General features: G+C 69.7%; 16 protein-coding genes and 1 tRNA gene. 8 read left to right on the forward strand and 9 right to left on the reverse strand.

What is annotated here, in order from left to right:
• The first annotated feature begins 566 nt into the window (after nt 1–566).
• Both AC1DU4_RS23760 and AC1DU4_RS23765 read left to right on the forward strand, forming a co-directional pair.
• Nucleotides 567–923 carry a PadR family transcriptional regulator gene (locus AC1DU4_RS23760; protein ID WP_477844074.1) on the forward strand — a complete coding sequence of 119 codons (357 nt, stop codon included), beginning with the start codon at nt 567–569 and terminating at the stop codon, nt 921–923.
• On the forward strand, nt 920–1,324 hold the full coding sequence (locus AC1DU4_RS23765) for a hypothetical protein (RefSeq protein ID WP_477844076.1): 405 nt from the start codon (nt 920–922) through the stop codon (nt 1,322–1,324). Before AC1DU4_RS23760 ends, AC1DU4_RS23765 begins: the two co-directional genes overlap by 4 nt.
• A 370-nt stretch (nt 1,325–1,694) precedes the next feature.
• On the opposite strand, the gene AC1DU4_RS23770 is transcribed toward AC1DU4_RS23765, so the two are convergent.
• A tRNA-Gly gene (locus AC1DU4_RS23770) sits at nt 1,695–1,765 on the reverse strand.
• Nucleotides 1,766–1,842: 77 nt separating this feature from the next.
• Between AC1DU4_RS23770 and dcd the strand changes: the two genes are divergently transcribed.
• From dcd to AC1DU4_RS23785, 3 genes are all read left to right on the forward strand, one after another.
• Entirely contained in the window at nt 1,843–2,421 is a 579-nt protein-coding gene (dcd, locus tag AC1DU4_RS23775) for a dCTP deaminase (RefSeq protein WP_072846591.1), read from the forward strand.
• A gap of 191 nt (nt 2,422–2,612) precedes the next feature.
• Entirely contained in the window at nt 2,613–3,938 is a 1,326-nt protein-coding gene (locus AC1DU4_RS23780) for a UDP-glucose dehydrogenase family protein (protein ID WP_477844078.1), read from the forward strand.
• A 141-nt stretch (nt 3,939–4,079) separates the two neighbouring features.
• The gene (locus AC1DU4_RS23785; RefSeq protein ID WP_477844080.1) at nt 4,080–5,420 is read left to right on the forward strand and encodes a DUF7159 family protein; all 1,341 of its coding nucleotides are present in this window, start codon (nt 4,080–4,082) and stop codon (nt 5,418–5,420) included.
• Nucleotides 5,421–5,424: 4 nt separating this feature from the next.
• Here AC1DU4_RS23785 and AC1DU4_RS23790 read toward each other — a convergent pair whose 3' ends face one another.
• Nucleotides 5,425–6,399: a quinone oxidoreductase family protein gene (locus tag AC1DU4_RS23790; protein ID WP_477844082.1), complete on the reverse strand. Its 975-nt coding sequence runs from the start codon at nt 6,397–6,399 to the stop codon at nt 5,425–5,427.
• 89 nt (nt 6,400–6,488) lie between these two features.
• On the opposite strand from AC1DU4_RS23790, the gene AC1DU4_RS23795 reads away from it, so the two are divergent.
• Nucleotides 6,489–7,064, forward strand: coding sequence for a TetR/AcrR family transcriptional regulator (locus AC1DU4_RS23795; RefSeq protein WP_477844084.1), 576 nt, complete (start codon nt 6,489–6,491; stop codon nt 7,062–7,064).
• Between the two features lie 10 nt (nt 7,065–7,074).
• Here the strand turns inward: AC1DU4_RS23795 and AC1DU4_RS23800 are convergent, their stop codons facing one another.
• The 4 genes from AC1DU4_RS23800 to AC1DU4_RS23815 all read right to left on the reverse strand — a co-directional run bounded on the left by AC1DU4_RS23800 (nt 7,075) and on the right by AC1DU4_RS23815 (nt 10,960).
• Nucleotides 7,075–8,367 (reverse strand): YibE/F family protein, encoded by a 1,293-nt coding sequence (locus tag AC1DU4_RS23800; protein ID WP_477844086.1) that lies wholly within the window; start codon nt 8,365–8,367, stop codon nt 7,075–7,077.
• Nucleotides 8,368–8,446: 79 nt separating this feature from the next.
• Nucleotides 8,447–8,770, reverse strand: a complete 324-nt coding sequence (locus tag AC1DU4_RS23805) for a GNAT family N-acetyltransferase (RefSeq protein WP_072846597.1) — start codon at nt 8,768–8,770, stop codon at nt 8,447–8,449.
• Nucleotides 8,771–9,063: 293 nt separating this feature from the next.
• A complete protein-coding gene (bluB, locus tag AC1DU4_RS23810) occupies nt 9,064–9,693 on the reverse strand; it encodes a 5,6-dimethylbenzimidazole synthase (protein ID WP_072846598.1) in 630 nt (209 codons plus the stop codon).
• Nucleotides 9,694–9,703: 10 nt separating this feature from the next.
• On the reverse strand, nt 9,704–10,960 hold the full coding sequence (locus AC1DU4_RS23815) for a pyridoxal phosphate-dependent aminotransferase (protein ID WP_477844089.1): 1,257 nt from the start codon (nt 10,958–10,960) through the stop codon (nt 9,704–9,706).
• A 99-nt stretch (nt 10,961–11,059) separates the two neighbouring features.
• On the opposite strand from AC1DU4_RS23815, the gene AC1DU4_RS23820 reads away from it, so the two are divergent.
• Complete coding sequence (locus AC1DU4_RS23820) at nt 11,060–13,012, forward strand: S9 family peptidase (protein ID WP_477844091.1); 1,953 nt, start codon at nt 11,060–11,062, stop codon at nt 13,010–13,012.
• Nucleotides 13,013–13,119: 107 nt separating this feature from the next.
• Here the strand turns inward: AC1DU4_RS23820 and AC1DU4_RS23825 are convergent, their stop codons facing one another.
• Together AC1DU4_RS23825 and AC1DU4_RS23830 are read right to left on the reverse strand one after the other, a co-directional pair.
• Nucleotides 13,120–14,076: a hypothetical protein gene (locus tag AC1DU4_RS23825; protein WP_477844093.1), complete on the reverse strand. Its 957-nt coding sequence runs from the start codon at nt 14,074–14,076 to the stop codon at nt 13,120–13,122.
• Between the two features lie 286 nt (nt 14,077–14,362).
• On the reverse strand, nt 14,363–17,530 hold the full coding sequence (locus AC1DU4_RS23830; protein ID WP_477844095.1) for a heterodisulfide reductase-related iron-sulfur binding cluster: 3,168 nt from the start codon (nt 17,528–17,530) through the stop codon (nt 14,363–14,365).
• A gap of 331 nt (nt 17,531–17,861) precedes the next feature.
• Here AC1DU4_RS23830 and AC1DU4_RS23835 point away from each other — a divergent pair, with 331 nt between their 5' ends.
• Nucleotides 17,862–18,545 (forward strand): DUF8020 domain-containing protein, encoded by a 684-nt coding sequence (locus AC1DU4_RS23835; protein WP_477844096.1) that lies wholly within the window; start codon nt 17,862–17,864, stop codon nt 18,543–18,545.
• A 130-nt stretch (nt 18,546–18,675) separates the two neighbouring features.
• Here the strand turns inward: AC1DU4_RS23835 and AC1DU4_RS23840 are convergent, their stop codons facing one another.
• Nucleotides 18,676–18,867, reverse strand: coding sequence for a hypothetical protein (locus AC1DU4_RS23840; RefSeq protein WP_477844098.1), 192 nt, complete (start codon nt 18,865–18,867; stop codon nt 18,676–18,678).
• Nucleotides 18,868–19,053 lie beyond the last annotated feature (186 nt).

Genomic DNA, 19,053 nt, shown 5'->3' on the forward strand with positions numbered 1-19,053 from the left:
CCCCTGAACGGCATCGGCCACGAACTTCCGGCCACCACCTGGGATCAGCTGCTCGCCGCCATGCTGGTACTCCAGCCGGAATCCGTGATCGACGAAGGTGTTGGACAGTAGGCCGGACCAGGGGCGGCCACCGCGTGATCATGTCGTGTTTGTGGGTGACACAACTGAATTGGCGGTGGCGGTGGCGGTGTGGAGAGAAGGGCTATGGAATGGATGGAGGGGTGTTCACCAATGACGGAGCATGTTGGGCTGCATGCGGATTGGATAGGTTGACCGGTCGGTAATCACACTTACGGACGGCTCCAGATCACACAAATCTGGATGAGTTCCAGCTTCGTTGGCGCTCGAGCGTCGTCGGGGGACTACTGAAATCATTGCTCGGTTTCGCCGCCGGCCACGCGAGACCCGTGGTGGCCTGGGCTGCCGAAATGTCGTCGGGACTGGTGCCCATCGTCCGAACCTTGCGGTAGCCCAGCTTTCGCGCGCAGGAATTCGGCAACACACTCGCACACTAGTCGAGATCACGACTAGTTGTTGATCCGACTAGTACGCGCTACGATCTAGCTATGGGAATCGACAAGTCGGCCGCCGAGTGGTTCCGTCCGGCGCTTCCCTTGCTGCTGTTGCAAGAGCTATCGAAGGCTCCGGCCCACGGCTACGGGCTGATTGAGGTCATCCGTCACCTCGGCTTCGAGACGACAGGAGCCACGGTGTACCCACACCTAGCAAAGCTGCAAGACGAAGGATGGGTTACAGCCGACTGGCACACGCCGGTCAGCGGCCCGCCGCGCAAGGTGCTCACCATCACGGCCGAGGGTCGCGAACATCTCGCGGATAAGCACGGCCAGTGGGAGCGATTCCGAGAGCTGATGGACATCGCGTTGTCGGCCGACCCGGCAAGCGCGGAAGGAGAAACTGAATGAGCTACTACAACGACCTGGCCTGCGAGCTGCGCATGCGCAAGTGCACGGAGAAGCAGGTCGCTGAGGTCCTGGAGACAGTGAAGGAAGGCGTCACCGCCAGCGACGGCAGCCCAGAACACGAGTTCGGCACGGCGAAAGAGTATGCAGCACAGTACAAGGGGCTAAGGAAGGCGTCGCCGGGTCAGTGCGCGCTTATGCCGTTCGGGGTGCTTGGCATTCTCTGTGTGGTCGCCTACGCGATCTGGCCGGGATGGTTCTCCATCGAGATCCCGTTCGTCCAGCAGTTCGCCGGGATGATCGCTCTTATCATCCTCCTTGCGGTCGGCTCGATCGTCGGCTCGATCGTGGACAACCGCCTTCCGGCCGGGTTCTCGCCGCCGATTGAGGCGAGGATCGAGTAGCAGCCTGCCGTTCCTCTCGAAGGTCGAGTCCAAATGCGTGATGTATGACGCTGCCAATGAACTCGTCGATACCCGAACCCTCGCGTGGGAGGCGCGGCGAGGGTGAATCCGACGTATCACCGCAGGGTTGGTATCGAGAGCGTGTTCGCCGACTTGAAGAAGGACTGGCTGACGGTGCACCGAGGCTTCTTCCGTGGCTTCTCGAGAGACAGACAGCGAATGGTCGGGAGAGGGGCGCCCCCACCAAGTGGCCATTGGGCAAGGGTCGCCTTACATGTACCGAGCGCGTACCTTCGCGCGAATGTCACCGACATAAGAAAGGCCCCGATCGGGTTTGGAAACAACCGCTGATCAGGGCCTCCATGAAGCGAGCCGATGACGGGAATCGAACCCGCGTATTCAGCTTGGGAAGCTGATGTTCTACCATTGAACTACATCGGCATGCAGGGCTTTTGGCATAGCGAACCACGCCAACCCCTGCGAGGCGCAACTGTAGCAGACAGGCATAATGTCTACCCGTGCTCCTCTCAGATCGTGACATCCGCGCAGAAATCGCCTCCAACCGTCTGGGCCTTGACCCGTTCGACGACGCGATGGTCCAGCCCTCCAGCGTTGACGTCCGACTCGACCGCCTGTTCCGCGTGTTCAACAACACCCGGTACACGCACATCGACCCGGCCCAGAGGCAGGACGAGCTGACCACCCTGGTCGAACCCGCCGAGGGCGAGCCGTTCGTGCTGCACCCCGGGGAGTTCGTGCTCGGCTCCACCCTCGAGACGTGCTCCCTGCCCGACGACCTGGCCGGCCGACTCGAGGGCAAGTCGAGCCTGGGCCGCCTGGGCCTGCTCACACATTCCACCGCGGGCTTCATCGACCCGGGCTTCTCCGGGCACATCACGCTCGAACTCTCCAACGTGGCGAACCTGCCCATCACGCTGTGGCCGGGCATGAAGATCGGGCAGTTGTGCCTGATCCGGCTCTCCAGCCCCGCGGAGCACCCGTACGGCAGCGCCGCGGTCGGCTCCAAGTATCAGGGACAGCGCGGCCCCACGCCGTCGAAGGCGTACCTGAACTTCAACCGCACCGACACCCGCTAGCGGCGCCGGCTCCGCACACCCCTTCTGGGCTGCGCACACGAGCGTTGTACGTGTAGGCGCGCTGTGACGGGTGCAACGGGTGTGTGCAGACGCCGGCGCGACAGTTGCGGGCACCGGATGTACACCTCCTGTTGCCCGCCGCCTCGCCCGCGGTACCCGCCGCGCTCACCGCGGCGGACTACCAAGAAGGTATGCGCTGCACCGTATTCGGAACCGGCTACCTCGGAGCGACTCACGCCGCGTGCATGGCCGAACTCGGGCACGAGGTGCTCGGCGTCGACATCGACCCGGGCAAGGTCGCCAAGCTCTCCTCCGGTGAGGTGCCGTTCTACGAACCCGGCCTGGCCGACGTGCTCCGGCGCAACCTCGACGCCGGTCGCCTGCAGTTCACCACCTCGTACGTCGACGCGGCCGCCTTCGCGGACCTGCACTTCCTCGGCGTCGGCACCCCGCAGAAGAAGGGCGAGTACGGCGCCGACCTGCGGCACGTGCACTCGGTGGTCGACACCCTGGCCCCGCTGCTGGACCGCCCGGCGGTGATCGTCGGCAAGTCGACCGTCCCCGTCGGCACGGCCGCCGAACTCGGTTCCCGCGCAAGGCGACTCGCGCCCGCGTCGGACGACGTCGAGGTCGCGTGGAACCCCGAGTTCCTGCGCGAGGGATTCGCCGTCGAGGACACGCTGCGCCCGGACCGGCTGGTGCTCGGCGTCGACCACGCCCGCCCCGGCCGCGCCGAGGCGCTGATCCGTGAGCTGTACGCCAGTCTCATCGACGACGGGGCCGTGCCGTTCCTGCTCACCGACCTGCCGACCGCGGAACTGGTCAAGGTGTCCGCGAATGCCTTTCTGGCGACCAAGATCTCGTTCATCAATGCCATCTCGGAGGTGTGTGAGGCCACCGGCGCCGACGTCACCGCGCTGGCGGACGCGCTCGGCTACGACGCCCGCATCGGACGCCGCTTCCTCAACGCCGGGCTGGGCTTCGGCGGCGGCTGCCTGCCCAAGGACATCCGCGCCTTCATGGCCCGCGCCGGCGAACTGGGCGCCAACCAGGCGCTGACCTTCCTGCGTGAGGTGGACAGCATCAACATGCGCCGCCGCACCAAGATGGTGGAGCTGGCGACCCGCGCCGTCGGCGGATCGCTGCTCGGGTCCAACATCGCCGTCCTCGGCGCGGCCTTCAAGCCCGAGTCCGACGACGTCCGTGACTCGCCGGCCCTCAACGTCGCGGGGATGCTGCAACTGCACGGCGCGGTGGTGAGCGTGTACGACCCCAAGGCCCTGGACAACTCGCGTCGGCTGTTCCCGACCCTGAACTACGCGACCTCCGTGGCCGAGGCCTGCGAGAACGCCGACGCGGTGCTGCTGGCCACCGAATGGGAGGAATTCGTCTCCCTGCGGCCGTCGGACCTGGACCCGGTGGTGCGGGGCCGGTCGATCGTGGACGGCCGCAACTGCCTCGACGCGGACGAGTGGTCTGCGGCGGGTTGGGCCTACCGCGGGCTGGGCCGGGGCTGAACTTCCGAAACTGGACATGTGACCGATCCCCACGGAGTGGGAGCGGCCCCCGGCCGTGACGGACCCCTTGGTTAGACTCGGCGGGTCCTGCGGGGGTCGTTCGAGCGCGACGCCCCGCTCCGGTCGATATAAGGCGGCTCGATGAGCGTGGTTCTGGGCGTATCGGTGGGGGCCAGTGCTGTGCGCATGGCGCAGCCGACCGGCCTCGACGCGACCACGCCTGCCGCCCGCCCCGGCTTCGAGCGGCAGGCACTGGCGGTCCGAACCGTCGGTGCCGAGGATCTCGCCGCGCAGTCCGTCGGGGTGATGCTCGAGCGCGACAACCACTCGGCCACCGCGGTCACCTACGGCAGCACCGAGCAGGCCGCCGCGGTGCACGAGGCGATGGCCCGGCAGCGGCTGTACAACTACCGCCTCGTCCCCGAGACCTCCGCCGCCCTGGCGCTGCTCGAGCACACCGGCGTCCTGGGCGGGTTCCGCACCGTCGTGTTCTACGACCTCGGCAGCTCCGGGGTGACGGTGAGCGTGGTGGACCGCGACACCGGCACGGTGCTCGCGGTCGACCGCAGCACCGCCATCGGCGGCGACCACTTCGACCGGCTGATCCTCGACCAGCAGGTGCGCGCCGGCAAAGTCGCCGCGCCCGCCGACGCGCGGGCCGTCGCCGAGCTGACCGGCCGTTGCCGCGCCGCCAAGGAACAGCTCTCGACGAGCGACGCCGCGTGCCTGCCCGGCGACGGCGGCCTGCTGCTGCTCTCCCGCGAGACCTTCGAGTCCCTCATCGTCGTCCCCGTCGAGGGGTCGGCCCGGTTGGCCCGGCAGGTCATCACGGAGTCCGGTCGCCGGCCCGACTCGGTGGTGCTGCTCGGCGGCGGCGCCCACATCCCACTGGTCCGTCACGTGCTCGGCGCCTGGCTGGGCCTGCCGACCCTGGTGCCCGCAGAACCGGAGATGGTGGCGGCCCAGGGCGCGGCGCTGATGGCGACGCCGGTGGCCGGGCCGGCCCCCTCCGCGGTCTCCGGGGACCCCTCCCCGGCGGACGACACGGGGTGGCTGCCGACCGAGCCGGTGGCGCGGCCGACCAGCCACCGCGAGCGCGGGGTCCCGCGGCGTCAGCTCGTCATCGCCGGTACGGCTGCCGGGGCGTTGGCGTTGATCGCCGTCGCCGGCCTGGCGCTCGGCACCTCGGGCGGCGCCGCCGAACAGCCCGCCGGGGCCGGGGCCTCCGACGCGTTGCCGTCGACCACCGTCGTCACCCCGTCGCCGACGCCCTCGCCGACGCCCTCGCCGACGCCGTCACCGACGACGGTGCCGCCGGAGACCGTCGCCCCCACGACCGAGACGCCCACGCCCACGCCTCCTCCGCCGCCGCCGCCCGGACCGCCGCCCGGACCGCCGCCGCTGGTGATCCCGATGCCGGGAGGCCTGCCGCCGATCGAGATCCATCCGCCGCCGCCGTTGCAGTTGCCCCGGCTGGGCTGACCGCTCAACCCATGGGGGTGAGAACCACCTTTCCGGTGGTGGCTCGCCGCTCGATCTTGTCGTGGGCGAGCCCGGCATGCTCGAGCGGCAGCACCGAGTCGATCAGGGGCGTGACGGTCCTCGCCGCGGCCCGCGCGAGGATGTCCGCCCTGGCGTCGGCCACCCGTCGGAGCCAGGCGGGCCCACCGCACCCGGTGAGGGTGAGGCCGCGCGACATCAGGTCCTGAGCGGCGACGGCCGCGGGTCGTCCGCTGAGCATTCCGTACGACAGCATCCGGCCGGCCGAGGGGGTGAGCGCGTCGAGCAGGTCCCTCGCGGACTCGCCGCCGATCGACTCGAAGACGACGTCGATCGTGGTCCCGCCGAGGGACTCGCGCAGCCCGCTCTGCCACCCGGCCGCGGAGTGGTCGAACACGTCGTCGGCGCCGAAAGTCCTTGCCCGAGCACGCTTCACGTCGGATCCTGCCGTGGCGAGCACGCGTCCGGCGCCGAATTCGCGGGCCAGTTGGGTGAGGTAGGCGCCCACCCCGGTCCCGGCCGCCTCGACCAGGACCACCTCGGTGCCGCGCAGTGCGGCGGTCTCGAGCAGTGCCAGCGCGACCGCGCCGGGCGCCGCGACGGCGACCGCGTCGAGCGTCGACAACCCGTCCGGTATCGCGATCGCGGACCTCGCGTCGACCGCCACCTGTTCGGCGTAGGCGCCGGTGCCGTTGGTCGTCGCGACGACGCGGGAGCCGATCAGGTTCCGGTCCGCGTCGGGTCCGGCGGCGATGACGGTGCCCGCGGCCTCGAAACCGAAGACGGCGGGAGTCGCGGTCGGCATCGGGAAGGTGCCCGCGCGAAGTTGTGTCTCGGCGTACTGCACCCCGATCGCCTCCGCCCGGATCAGCAGTTCCCCGGCGGCGGGAATCGGGGTGGGGACCTCGCGCAGTACGAGGACGTCGGGGCCGCCCGCCGACGTCATTACTATTGCCCTCATTGACCCTCCATAAGTTGACCGTCGGTCTACTTGGTGTCCGTTCGTGACGATATGGACCGGCGGTCAACTTGTCAACGGGAGGTGCAGCGGTGAGTGACGAACCGAAGCGGGAGCGCAGCGACGCGGCCCGCAACCGGCGCGCGATTCTCGGGGCCGCCGACGCCCTGCTCGCCGAGTTCGGCGCCGACAACGTCTCGATCGAGCAGATCGCCGCGGCGGCGGGCGTCGGCAAGGGCACGATCTTCCACCGGTTCGGGAACCGCGCGGGGCTGATGCGGGCCCTGCTTCTCGAGCGCGCGCACACCCTGCGTGACGACGTCGTCGGCGGTGCCCCACCGCTAGGCCCAGGGGCGCCGGCCGGTGAGCGGCTGCTCGCTTACTTCGACGCGATGTTCCGCCTGGTGGTGGACAACGTCGAGTTGATGATCGCCTACGACAACGCCACCACCGATCCGCACGCCGAGGCGATTCACGCCTTCTGGTACGGCCACATCGCCGGCCTGCTCGCCGAGGTCCGTCCCGACGTCGACGCCGAGGTGCTCGCACGCATCCTGCTCAGCACGCTGAACGGCGACCTCGTCCTCCACCACATCCGAACCGGTCAGACCGAGCGCCTCGCCGCGTCCGTGCACGACCTCGTCGAATCGGTGGTCCGGCCGGTGTGAGCGGGCCGGGTCAGCGGGCGTGCCGGCCGCCGCGCGGCCGGGCGTCCGCCACCACGCCGGCCGCGACCGCCGTCCCCGATCCCATCGGCCGGGCCAGCATCACCGCGATGCCGGTGGTCAACGGCACGGACAGGGCCAGCGCGATGCCGCCGACCGCGGACCGCACGATCTCGATGGCCACGGCGTCGCCGGTGAGCACGTCGCCGATCGACCGGCCGGCGACGCTGAAGAGCAGCAGCAGCGGCAGCGCACCGCCCGCGTACGCCAGCACCAGCGTGTAGACGGTGCTGGCGATGTGGTCGCGTCCCACCCGCATCGCCGCGCCGAAGATCTCCCGCCGGTTCGCGTCCTGGTCCAGGTGCGCCAACTCGAACGCCGACGACGCCTGCGTGATGGTGACGTCGTTGAGCACGCCGAGCGAGCCGATGATGAACCCGGCCAGCAGCAGCCCGGTGATGCTCACGTGCTGGATGTAGGTCTGCACGTTGGTGTTCTGTTCCTCCGACAGCCCGGTCAGGTGCGTCATCTCGATCGCCACCCAGGACAGCACGGCGGCCAACGCCATCGACGCCAGCGTGCCGAGCAGGGCGGAACTGGTCCGCAGGCTGACGCCGTGCGCCAGGTACAGCACCGCGTAGAGGATGACGGAGCCGCCGACCAGCGCCACCGGGATCGCGGGTTTGCCGTCGAGCAGCGCCGGCAGCATGAACCCGACCAGCACCCCGAACGCGACGAACAGTCCCAGCAGCGCGCGCACCCCCCGCCAGCGGGCCACCACGACGATCACCAGCACGAAGGCGGCGACGATCAGCAGCAGCGGCAGGCCGCGGGCGTAGTCCTCGAACGAGTAGATGGTGGTGCCGGACGGGTCGCTCTGCAGGACCAGTCGGATGTTGTCGCCGACCCGAAGGTCCGGCTGACCGGCGCCCGGCGCGATCTCGAGCAGGGTGTGGGTGCCCCTGTCCGGGCCGGACCGGATGTCGACCATGCTGCGCTGGCACTGGTACGAGCTCTCCGGCGCGGCCAGCGGGGGACCGGTGAACGCGCGACCGGCGGACGGGCTGCCGCAGGGGCCGAGGTCCTGCGAGGCTACGAGCCCGGCCTCGGTCACGACGGCGCCGCCGCCGGCGGTCTGGAACGGCAACGGGATCTCGACGCTGTGCTTGCTCGGCCACAGCCAGGCGGCGCCGATGAGCACCGCGATGCCGATCACGGTCAGCAGTCCGACCACCACGCGGGCGGCGACGGGGCCGACGGGGACGGGGCCGGTGTGTCCGTGTCCGTGACCGTGACCGTGGCTCATCGGGCCTGATTCCGCATGCGGGTCAGGGTACCGAGGCCGACTGCGGGTGCCGTGTCGGCCGTGGTGCGGTGCCGCGGCTTCAGGCGGCGGGCAGGCCCATCCGCTCTCGTGCCCAGGACGGGACCAGCGTCAGGTAGTCGGGGTTCTTCTGGACGAACCGGTGCACGAACGGGCAGAAGGGGAGCACCCCGAGCTGGTGGTCGCGGGTGTCGTCGAGGGCGCCCCGGATCAACACCTTGGCCAGCCCCTGGCCCTCGTAGCGGGGGAAGATCTCGGTGTGCACGAAGGCGCGGTTGGCGTCGGCAGGCTTGTAGTCCGTGTGCCCGGCGAGCTCGTCGTCGACGTAGACCTCGTACCGGGTGTGGTCCGCGTTGTGTTCGACCCGGGTCGCTGGCTCACTCATGGAGGACTCCGTCGGCTGGGCGCTGCGGAAGATGTGGGGGACTGGCGTCAAACCCCGGCAGCGGTGGCGGGGCACAGGGGGGTGTTCCCCGCCACCGACCCGAATACCCACAGGGGGGGAGGGGTATTCGGGCTTGCTGGACACCGGAGTGTCGAGAGGAATGTACCTCGCCGGGCGCCGGTTGTCGCGGTTGGGGCGAAAATAGTCATGAATTCAGAAATCGCACCCGACGGACGGGGCGAGACGGCCCCGCCGGGTCGCGAGCGATCGGGCAGCTACCCGGCTGTACGGCGTCAGAAACTCTCGCGGTGGACGGCCTCGTCGAGCGGGCGGCCCTCACGCCACCCGAACCGCACCAGGTCCGGGGTCTGCTGGAACTCCGAGACCGGCCCGACGCACAGCCACGCGATCGGCCGGACCGGCGAGGGCACGTTCATCAACTCGGTGAGGTACTCCTCCTCGTAGAAGGACACCCAGCCGACGCCGATGCCCTCCGCGACCGCGGCCAGCCAGATGTTCTGGATCGCCAGCACCGCGGAGAACACGCCGGTGTCGTCGACGGTCCGGCGGCCCAGCACGTGGGTGCCGCCGCGGCTCGGGTCGTAGGTGACCACGATGCCGGTGCCGCTCTCGGTGATGCCCTCGACCTTGATCGGGTCGAAGGTTGCGCGCCGGTCCTCGGGCAGCGAGTCCGCGAAGTCGCGTCGGCACCCGGCGACGTGCTCGGCGAAGGTGGACAGCGTCTCGGGCTTCTGCACCACCACGAAGTCCCACGGCTGGGTGTTGCCGACACTCGGCGCGGCGTGCCCGGCCTCGAGGATCCGGGTGAGCTGCTCCTCGGAGATCCGCTCACCGGTGAACTCGGCGCGGACGTCGCGCCGCAGCCGGATCGCGTCGTAGACGGACATCGGTTCGCTKGTCATCGTCGGATCCCTACTGGCTGTAGCTGGAGAGGAAGTTGCCGAACCGCTCGATCGCGACCGCCAGGTCCCGGGCCCACGGCAGCGTCACGATCCGCAGGTGGTCGTGGTCCGGCCAGTTGAAGCCGGTGCCCTGGACCACCAGGATCTTCTCCTGCAGCAGCAGGTCCTGGACCAGCTTCTCGTCGTCGTGGATCTCGTAGACGTTCGGGTCGAGCCGGGGGAAGGCATACAGCGCGCCTCGCGGCTTCACGCAGGAGACACCCGGGATCATGTTCAGCCGCTCCCAGGCGACGTCGCGCTGTTCGAGCAGGCGTCCGCCGGGCAGGATCAGGTCCTCGATGCTCTGGTATCCGCCGAGCGCCACCTGGATGGCGTACTGCGCGGGCACATTCGGGCACAACCGCATCGAGGCGAGCAGGTCGATGCCCTCGAGGAAGCTGGCCGCGTGGTCCTTGGGGCCGGTGATGGCCAGCCAGCCGGAGCGGTAGCCGGCGACGCGGTAGGCCTTGGACAGGCCGTTGAATGTCAGGCACAGCAGGTCCGGGGCGAGGGTGGCCAGCGAGATGTGCTTGGCGTCGTCGTAGAGGATCTTGTCGTAGATCTCGTCGGCGAGCAGCAGCAACTGGTGCTTGCGGGCCAGCGCGACGATCTGGCTGAGCACCTCCGCGGTGTACACGGCGCCGGTCGGGTTGTTCGGGTTGATCACCACGATCGCCTTGGTGCGCGGGGTGATCTTCGACTCGATGTCCGCGACGTCGGGGTTCCAGCCGTCGTTCTCGTCGCACAGGTAGTGCACCGGGGTGCCGCCGGCCAGGCTCGTGGTGGCGGTCCACAGCGGGTAGTCGGGCGCCGGGATCAGCACCTCGTCGCCGTTGTCGAGCAGCGCCTGCATGGTCATGGTGATCAGCTCGGAGACCCCGTTGCCGAGGTACACGTCGTCGACGTCGAGATCCGGGAATCCGGGCACCAGCTCGTAGCGGGTGACGATGGCGCGGCGCGYGGACAGGATGCCCTTCGACTCGGAGTAGCCCTGTGCGGTGGGCAGCGCGGCGATCATGTCGCGCATGATCACGTCCGGCGCCTCGAACCCGAACGGCGCCGGGTTGCCGATGTTCAGCTTGAGGATGCGGTGGCCCTCGGCCTCGAGCCGGGCGGCGTGCTTATGTACCGGTCCACGGATCTCGTACAGCACGTTCTGCAGCTTTGCGGACTGCGTCAATTCGCGCGGGACGATGTGCTGGTGGTGGGTGGGCTCCGATTCGGTCACCCGTCCATGGTGCCACCTCGCCGCAATCGCATTTCTGGAGGTCGGAAGTTGCCGCGGCACGCGCGGCCGGTTCGCGGCGTGCTGGCTATGTTGGTGCCCATGCCACAGCGCGCGCCGTACGGTTCCTGGACCTCCCCGATCGCCGCGGCGGAGTTGGCCGCCAGCGGCCACCCGGTCGACGTCGGCCGATTCGTCGGGGACGAGATCTGGTGGTCCGAGCTGCGACCCGCGGAGGGCGGCCGGACCGCGATCCGCAGGGCCGGCCCGGGCGGGCAGCCGGTGGACGTGCTCGCCGCGCCGTGGAACGCGCGGACCCGGGTGCACGAGTACGGCGGCGGCGCCTGGGCGGTCACCGACGATCAGCGGCTGGTGTTCGCCGAGTTCCACGACCAGCGGGTGTACGTGAAGTCCGCCGGCCGGCACCCGGTGCCGCTCACCCCGGAGCCGCCGATCCCCGCGGGCGTCCGGTACGGCGAACTGAGCGTCGTCGGCGACGAGGTCTGGTGCGTGCGTGAGACACACACTCACGCGGGTGAGGTGCGCCGGGACGTCTGCGCGATCCCGCTGGACGGCGCCGCCGCCGACGACGCGTCCGCGATCCGTTCGATCGTCGCCGGCTCGGACTTCCTGGCGTACCCGACGCTGTCGCCGGACGGTCGCCGGCTCGCCTGGATCGCCTGGGACCACCCGCAGATGCCGTGGGACGGAACCGAACTGCGCATCGCCGAGCTCGATGGCGACGGCGTGTGCGGGCCGTGGCGGGTGCTGCTCGGCGGCGTCGAGGAGTCGGTGCTGCAGCCGCAGTGGCACGGCGACGACTCGCTGTACGCGATCAGCGACCGCAGCGGCTGGTGGAACATCCACCGGGTGGGCCTGGACGGCGCCGCGCCGCAGCCGGTGTGCGCCGCGGCGGGGGACTTCGGTGCTCCGCTGTGGCAGCTCGGCGCCCGCTGGTACACCGAGCTGGCGGACGGCCGGTTGCTCGCCGTCCGCACGGTCGGCACCGACGCGCTGACGGTGATCGACCCGGCCGACGGCACCGCACACGACCTGGACATGGGCGACCTGACCACGGTCGCGGTGTCCGACCTTGACGGGGAGCGGCTGCTGCTGCGCTGCGGCGGCGCCGGGACGCCGGCCGGGCTGCGTCTGCTCGACCTCGCGTCGGGCACGCTCGCCGACGTGCGCCTCGGGGTGGAGTCGCTGCCGCCCGCCGGGTATCTGCCGACCGCGCAACCGATCACGGTGACCGGGCCGCAGGGCCGGGACGTGCACGCGTTCGCCTACCCGCCGCGGAACCCGGACTTCGTCGGACTCGACGGCGAGCTGCCGCCGTACGTGGCGTTTGTGCACGGCGGGCCGACGGCGCACGTGGCGCCCGCCCTGAGCCTGGTGTTCGCCTACTTCACCAGCCGCGGCATCGGCGTGGTCGACGTGAACTACGGCGGGTCCAGCGGGTACGGCCGTGAATACCGGAACCGGTTGCGCGGGCAGTGGGGGATCGTCGACGTGGAGGACACCGTCGCCGCGGTGCGCGGGCTGGCCGAGGCCGGGCTCGCGGACCCGGAGCGGCTGGCCATCGAGGGCGGCTCGGCGGGCGGCTGGACGGTGCTCGCGGCCCTGACCACCTCGGACGTGTTCGCCTGCGGCGCTTCGTACTACGGGGTCGCGGAGCTGGAGGGGTTCGTGCAGGAGACGCACGACTTCGAGTCCCGGTACATCGACGGGCTGATCGGCCCGCTGCCGGAGTCCGCGGCGCTCTACGCGCAGCGCGCGCCGCTCAACAATGTCGACGGCCTCAACTGCCCGGTGCTGCTGCTGCAGGGCCTCGACGACCCGATCGTCCCGCCGTCGCAGGCGGAGCGATTCCGTGATGCGTTGGTGTCCAAGGGGATACCGCACGCGTACCTGGCCTACGAGGGGGAGGCGCACGGGTTCCGCCGGCTGCAGACGCAGGTGAGCGCCCGCGAGGCGGAGCTGTCCTTCTACGGGCAGCTGCTCGGCTTCGAGACGCCGGGCATTCCGCGGCTCGAGCTCTGGCGCCCGCAGTAGCGTCGCCGCCTGCTCGCGAGCACACCGCGTCTGTCTCCGGCACAGGGGTTTTGGACGTGCAACGGGGGTGTGACGGAGCCAGAAGGGGTGTGACGGCGGGTTTGGGGTCACGGCTTCGGGGTGTGCTCGATGCGGCCGGTCGGCGGCGGGGACTTCCGGGCGCGCGCAATCGCCCGGTGCACTCGCTCGATGATCACCTGCGGTGTCGCCAGCTCGTCCCAGATCCATCGGACCACCTGCCAGCCCGCGTCTCGCAGCCGGTCTTCGCGGAGCTTCTCGGCCCACAGGACGTCGGCGGGTACCTGACCCACGGGCACCAGCCGGCCGTACTTGACCCGGCCGTCGAACTCGCAGATCACGTGGTGCTCCCCGAGCAGTAGGTCCACCCGGCCCAGGTGTTCGCCCCCGTCGGAGTAGAGGTTCGGCTGGAGTTCGGGCAGCGGCAGGTGTTTGCGGATGAACATCGCCCGGCTTCGGGATTCGCCGACGCTCTCGGCGCGCCCGTCGAGGTGGTCCACCACGCGCCGGGCCCGCCTGCTGCCCGGCCGGCCGGCGATCGACCCGAGTGCGTCCTCGAGCAGGTCGGGGGTGAGGGCGGTGCCGTGCAGGGCGTGGTCCCCGGCGACCAGCGCCTGCTCGAACGGCAGCGTCCGGGCCAGGTCGACGACGGTGCGCGCGAGCGACGTGACGCGCCGGCCGGCCACCTCCACCACCTCGGACCGGTCGAGTCCGGCCGAGTGGACGTGCCGGAGTGCGGACCTGCTGCCGCCGGTGCGGCGGTCGCGGGTGAGGTGTACGGCCCGCAGCGGCGTGTGCCACAGGTCGAGTCCGTGGACGACGGCCGCCGACTGGTGGCTCAGCACGGCGTCGGCCGAGGCCGCTCGCAACGCCGACTCCGCGCGCATGCGGTGCTGCGCCACCGCGTCGAGGGCGTCGTACTCCGTGCTGTCGGTGAACGAACCGGGGCGCAACCGGCGCCAGCGCCCGGTGTTGCACATCCGCTGGAGTTCGCGGTCGGTGGCGCCGCGCTGCAACGCGTCGGGTCTGCGGAAGACGATGCTCATGCGTCTCATCGTGCGGGGGCCGCTGCCCGGGCGCGACGGCGCGAACTGGGCCTTCGGCGACCCTGTGGATGGTTCCCCGGCCTGTGGATGGTTTGCGGTCGAGGCGCCGTCACACAGGTTTTGGCTCCGGCACAAGGGCCCTGGGCGTGCATCGGGGGTGTGACGGAGACAGAAGGGGTGTGCAGGCGGCGCGGGCGGGACGGCGCGCGGGTGCGCGGACGAGGAAGGCGCCCCGACCCTTGCGGGTGGGGCGCCTTCTCGGTGTTGCGCTTACTGCCGGCGGAACCTACTTCTTACGACCGGGTGCCTTCGCACCGGCCTTGAAGCCCAGTCCGCCGGGCTTGGCCTGCGGCGGCGCCGGGGTCTCGGCCTTGGGCGCCGCGGCGGGGGCCTCGGCGACCGGCTCGGCAGCAGCCGGCTCGGCAGCAGCCGGCTCGGCCTGCGGGGCCTCGGCGGCGGGTGCCGGGGCGGCGGCGGGTGCGGCCTTGCGGGCACCCGGAGCCTTGGCGCCGGACTTGAACCCGAGTCCGCCTGCCTTCGGCTGCGGCGGGGCGGCGGGTGCCGCGACCTCAGCAGCCGGAGCCGCCTCGACCGGGGCAGCCGGAGCGGCCTCGACCGGAGCGGCAGGCGCGGCGGCCTTGGCGCCGGGGGCCTTGGCCCCACCCTTCATCTGCAGACCCTTGCCACCCGGGGCCTTGGCGCCCGAGGCGAGCCCCAGACCCTTCGGCTTGGCGGCGGTCTCGGTGGCGGGAGCCTCGGTGGCCGGTGCCGCCTCGGCGGCGGGAGCAGCAGCAGCGGCGGGCTTGGCGCCCGGAGCCTTGGCCCCACCCTTCATGCCGAGACCGGGTGCCTTCGCCCCGCCCTTGAGCCCGAGACCCTTGGGAGCCGGGGCTGCCGCGGCCGGAGCCGCGGCGGCAGGCGCCGCGGCGGCCGGCTTGGCGCCGGGTGCCTTCGCACCGGGGGCCTTGGCCAGACCCTTCATGCCCAGACCCTTGACGGCAGGCTTGGCCTCGCCGTCGGCGGCCGGAGCGGCGGCGGGCTTCGCGCCCGGAGCCTTGGCGCCGGGGGCCTTGGCCAGACCCTTCATGCCCAGACCCTTGGCGGCGGGCTTCGCCGCTGCCGGGGCGGCGGCAGCAGCGGCCGCGGCAGGCGCGGCAGCAGGTGCTGCCGGGGCCTCGGCGACCGGAGCGGGCTCCGCGACGGCGACCTTCTCGCGCTGGACCACCTTGAGGTTCGCGGACAGCACGTCCGACTCGAGGCGGGTGACGGAGTTCAGCATCAGCTGCGCGACGTCCACGACCTCGACGCCCTCGCCCTCGCCCTTCTCCTGACGCGYGGTGACGCCGTCGGTGAGCATGACGCGGCAGAACGGGCAGCCGGTGGCGATCTTCTTCGGGTTCGTCGAGAGCGCCTCGTCGACGCGGTCGACGTTGATGCGCTTGCCGATGTTCTCTTCCATCCACATGCGCGCGCCGCCGGCGCCACAGCACATGGACCGCTCGCCGTGACGCGGCATCTCGACGAGCTTGGCGCCGGACGCCTCCATCAGCTCACGGGGTGCGTCGTAGACCTTGTTGTGGCGGCCGAGGAAGCACGGGTCGTGGTAGGTGACGTCCTCGGAGACCGAGGCGACCGGGATCAGCTTCTTCTGGCGGACCAGGCGGTTGAGCAGCTGGGTGTGGTGGACGACCTCGTAGTCGCCGCCCACCTCCGGGTACTCGTTGCCGAGCGCGTTGAAGCAGTGCGCACAGGTGACGACGATCTTGCGCTTGCGCTGCTCGACGCCCTCGAACACCGAGTTCAACATCTCGATGTTCTGCATCGCGAGCTGCTGGAAGAGGAACTCGTTGCCCGCGCGGCGAGCGGAGTCACCGGTGCAGGTCTCGTCGGCGCCCAGGACCATGAACTTGACGCCCGCGGTGGCGAGCAGCTCGGCGACGGCCTTGGTGGTCTTCTTGGCACGGTCCTCGTAGGCGCCGGCGCAGCCGACCCAGAAGAGGTACTCGTAGTCCTCGAAGGTGTCCGCATCCTGGCCGTAGACCGGGATGTCGAAGTCCATCTCCTTGATCCAGTTGAGGCGGTCCTTGGAGTTCTGGCCCCAGGGGTTGCCCTTGTTCTCGAGGTTCTTGAACAGGCCGGCCAGCTCGGACGGGAACTCCGACTCGATGAGCACCTGGTAGCGGCGCATGTCGATGATGTGGTCGACGTGCTCGATGTCGACGGGGCACTGCTCGACGCAGGCGCCACAGTTGGTGCACGACCACAGGGTCTCGAGGTCGATGACCGGAGCCAGCTCGCCCTCGACGGTCTCGCCGACCAGCTTGCGCTCGGCCTCGGTGCGCGCGGCCTCCGGGATCTTGGCCAGCGCGGCCTCGTTGACGTTGCCCTCGGCGTCGACCAGGCCGATCTCGTCGCCGCCCATGTCCTTGCGGCCACCGGCCAGCAGGTACGGCGCCTTGGCGTAGCCGTGGTCGCGCAGCGACATGATCAGCAGCTTCGGCGACAGCGGCTTGCCGGTGTTCCAGGCGGGGCACTGGCTCTGGCAGCGGCCGCACTCGGTGCACGTGGTGAAGTCGAGCCAGCCCTTCCAGGAGAAGTCCTCGATCTGGCCGGCGCCCAGGGTGTCGGTGTCCGGGTCGACGTTGTCCATCGTCAGGGCCTTGCCCTTGGACATCATCGGCTTCGCGGCACCGAGGGCGACGTCGCCGTCGTCCTCACGCTTGAAGTAGATGTTCGGGAATGCCGAGAAGCGGTGCCAGGCGACGCCCCAGGTGATGTTGCGGCCGACGACGAAGAGCCAGATCATGCCGGACATCAGCTTGACGAACGCGAACACCGAGACCATCACGGCRCTGGCGGGCAGCAGCTTGGCCACGTTCATGGTGAAGAAGTCGGTCCACGGGTTGGCGTGGCCGTAGGTGGCGATCTTGCCGGCCTTCACCATGATCATGCCGAGGCCCTCGACGAGGACGACGATCTCGACGAAGTACGCGGGGCCGAACTTGGAGCCGCCGAAGCGGGAGAGCCGCTCGGGGATACGCGGGTGGTTCAGCTGGCGGATCACGATCAGCGTCAGGATGCCGACGACGGTGCCGATGCCGAGGATCTCGTCCCACAGGTGCCACATCCACGTGTCGCCGAAGATCGGCCAGTGGAACTCGGGGTTGAAGGTCTGGCCGTACGCCTCGAACCACAGCAGCATGCCGCCGAGGAAGCCGATCATGACCAGCCAGTGCGCCCAGCCGACGGTGCGGAACTTCTGCATCCGGGTGTGCGCGATGAACTCGACGATCATCTGCTTGAAGCGGGGGAAGAACGGGCGCCACCGGTCCGGGGCTGGCTGACCGATCTGCACTGTCTTCGCCATGGTCCAGGCCCCGCTCAAGAACGAGGCCCAGCACACGAGGCTGAGCAGTACGCCGATCGTGCCCAACGTGATCGTCAGGGCGTTCATGTCACGGCCTTTCATTTGACTTACAGCAGTCGCTACGGGCTAAGTTACCCGCCGGTAGCAAGCGGATCCAGGGTCGAGTGCAAGATACGCTGCCGGGGGTCCGGACGCGACGGCACAGGTCTTGTGACGTCCACCGTAATTTGTGCCCCTATCAGGGCCGATTGGCAGGTAATCCTAACTTCCCCGGATGACCTGCGCGGGAGCGGCCCGGGAGGGACCTCGTTACGTCGCCTCATAGTCATTGTTCTCAGAGCTTCCTCAGACTAGGATCTGCCTGTCGCACAGACTTTGCGTGCCTATAACAAGTTCTTTCCGGAGGGGATTCATCAGTATGAGAATGAAGAAGCTTGCCGCCACCGCGGTTCTGTCCATCGCGGCGCTGGGTGTCGGAGCGGGTACCGCGTACGCGGCGCCGGCTGCCCCCGCCGCGGACGGCATCAACTGGGCATCCAACGTGGAGGGCAAGTCGGTGGTCACCACCATCGACGCCGGCGCGTTCAAGGTCTCGGGCGACGGCAAGAACGTCGAGATTCAGGACGGCAAGGGCAACGCGGTCGTGAGCCTGCCGCTCGCGTTCCAGCTTTCCAACCTTCAGTTCCCGTACGAGCAGAAGGTCAGTGAAGACGGCAAGAAGCTGACGCTGACCCCGGTCTTCGACCTCGGCAAGGCGAAGCCGATCGCCGCCGACGTCCGCGCGGACAAGGCCATCGGTGGTATCGCCATCAAGGACATCGCCTCGCCGGAGGAGAACCTGATGGCGCAGGACACCTTCTCCTCCCAGCTTGCGGTTGCAACCGCGGCCGGCGGCCTGACCGGCACCATCATCGGTTGCATCGCGGGTGGCCTCCTCGGTGCGCCCACCGTGATCTTTGCCCTTCCGGGCTGTGCGACCGGCGCTGGCATCGGGGCAATTGTCGGCACCATTGCTGTTGGTGGTCCGACGCTGGTTGCCGCTGGCATCGGCCTGGCGCAGACGCTGACGGCGGCTCCCGRCACCACGATGTACGCCAAGTAAGAACCCGAAACGCAACAGCGGCCCGTCACCTCTTCGGAGGTGGCGGGCCGCTGTCGTTGGTTTGCGGCAGTGCGTCCGACCGGTCTCATGTTGGCGAGGCGCGGCCCGGTGCGCTGGCTCCAACTTCTCGCTAGGAGAGTCCGGCGCCACCGGCGTTCGTCGCGATCTTGACGACGTAGCCGAACACGTCGAATGCGATGGGGAGAAGTTCCTCCATTGAATTTTCCTGTCTGTAGGCCGACTCGCGGGCCGGCGGCGAGTCCGACTGGTCCCCCCAGTCAGCTTCGTTGCCGGCGCGAAATTCTTTTCGTGCCAGCAACATCGGGCATTCTACCGGCTGGGTTATGCGAGTGGGGAGCCTCCCCGATATTGCGGACGGCCGGATGAATTGCAATCGTGTAACTCACTATCGATGCGAACCATATTCATAAATGATTTCACCCGGCGCGGCGGGTGCCGTCCGCTCATCGCTCGCGTGCGCAAAACCCGGTACAGAAAAGGGTCGGGG

The organism is Rhodococcus sp. P4_F5 (assembly GCF_056401315.1).

Excerpts from the sequence above, each read along its gene's own strand:
- AC1DU4_RS23820 (WP_477844091.1), top strand. The coding sequence starts at position 11,060 with ATGCCACAGCGCGCGCCGTACGGTTCCTGGACCTCCCCGATCGCCGCG.
- AC1DU4_RS23785 (WP_477844080.1), top strand. The coding sequence starts at position 4,080 with ATGAGCGTGGTTCTGGGCGTATCGGTGGGGGCCAGTGCTGTGCGCATG.
- AC1DU4_RS23805 (WP_072846597.1), bottom strand. The coding sequence starts at position 8,770 with ATGAGTGAGCCAGCGACCCGGGTCGAACACAACGCGGACCACACCCGG.
- AC1DU4_RS23790 (WP_477844082.1), bottom strand. The coding sequence starts at position 6,399 with ATGAGGGCAATAGTAATGACGTCGGCGGGCGGCCCCGACGTCCTCGTA.
- AC1DU4_RS23840 (WP_477844098.1), bottom strand. The coding sequence starts at position 18,867 with ATGTTGCTGGCACGAAAAGAATTTCGCGCCGGCAACGAAGCTGACTGG.
- AC1DU4_RS23800 (WP_477844086.1), bottom strand. The coding sequence starts at position 8,367 with ATGAGCCACGGTCACGGTCACGGACACGGACACACCGGCCCCGTCCCC.
- AC1DU4_RS23780 (WP_477844078.1), top strand. The coding sequence starts at position 2,613 with ATGCGCTGCACCGTATTCGGAACCGGCTACCTCGGAGCGACTCACGCC.
- AC1DU4_RS23825 (WP_477844093.1), bottom strand. The coding sequence starts at position 14,076 with ATGAGCATCGTCTTCCGCAGACCCGACGCGTTGCAGCGCGGCGCCACC.
- AC1DU4_RS23765 (WP_477844076.1), top strand. The coding sequence starts at position 920 with ATGAGCTACTACAACGACCTGGCCTGCGAGCTGCGCATGCGCAAGTGC.
- AC1DU4_RS23760 (WP_477844074.1), top strand. The coding sequence starts at position 567 with ATGGGAATCGACAAGTCGGCCGCCGAGTGGTTCCGTCCGGCGCTTCCC.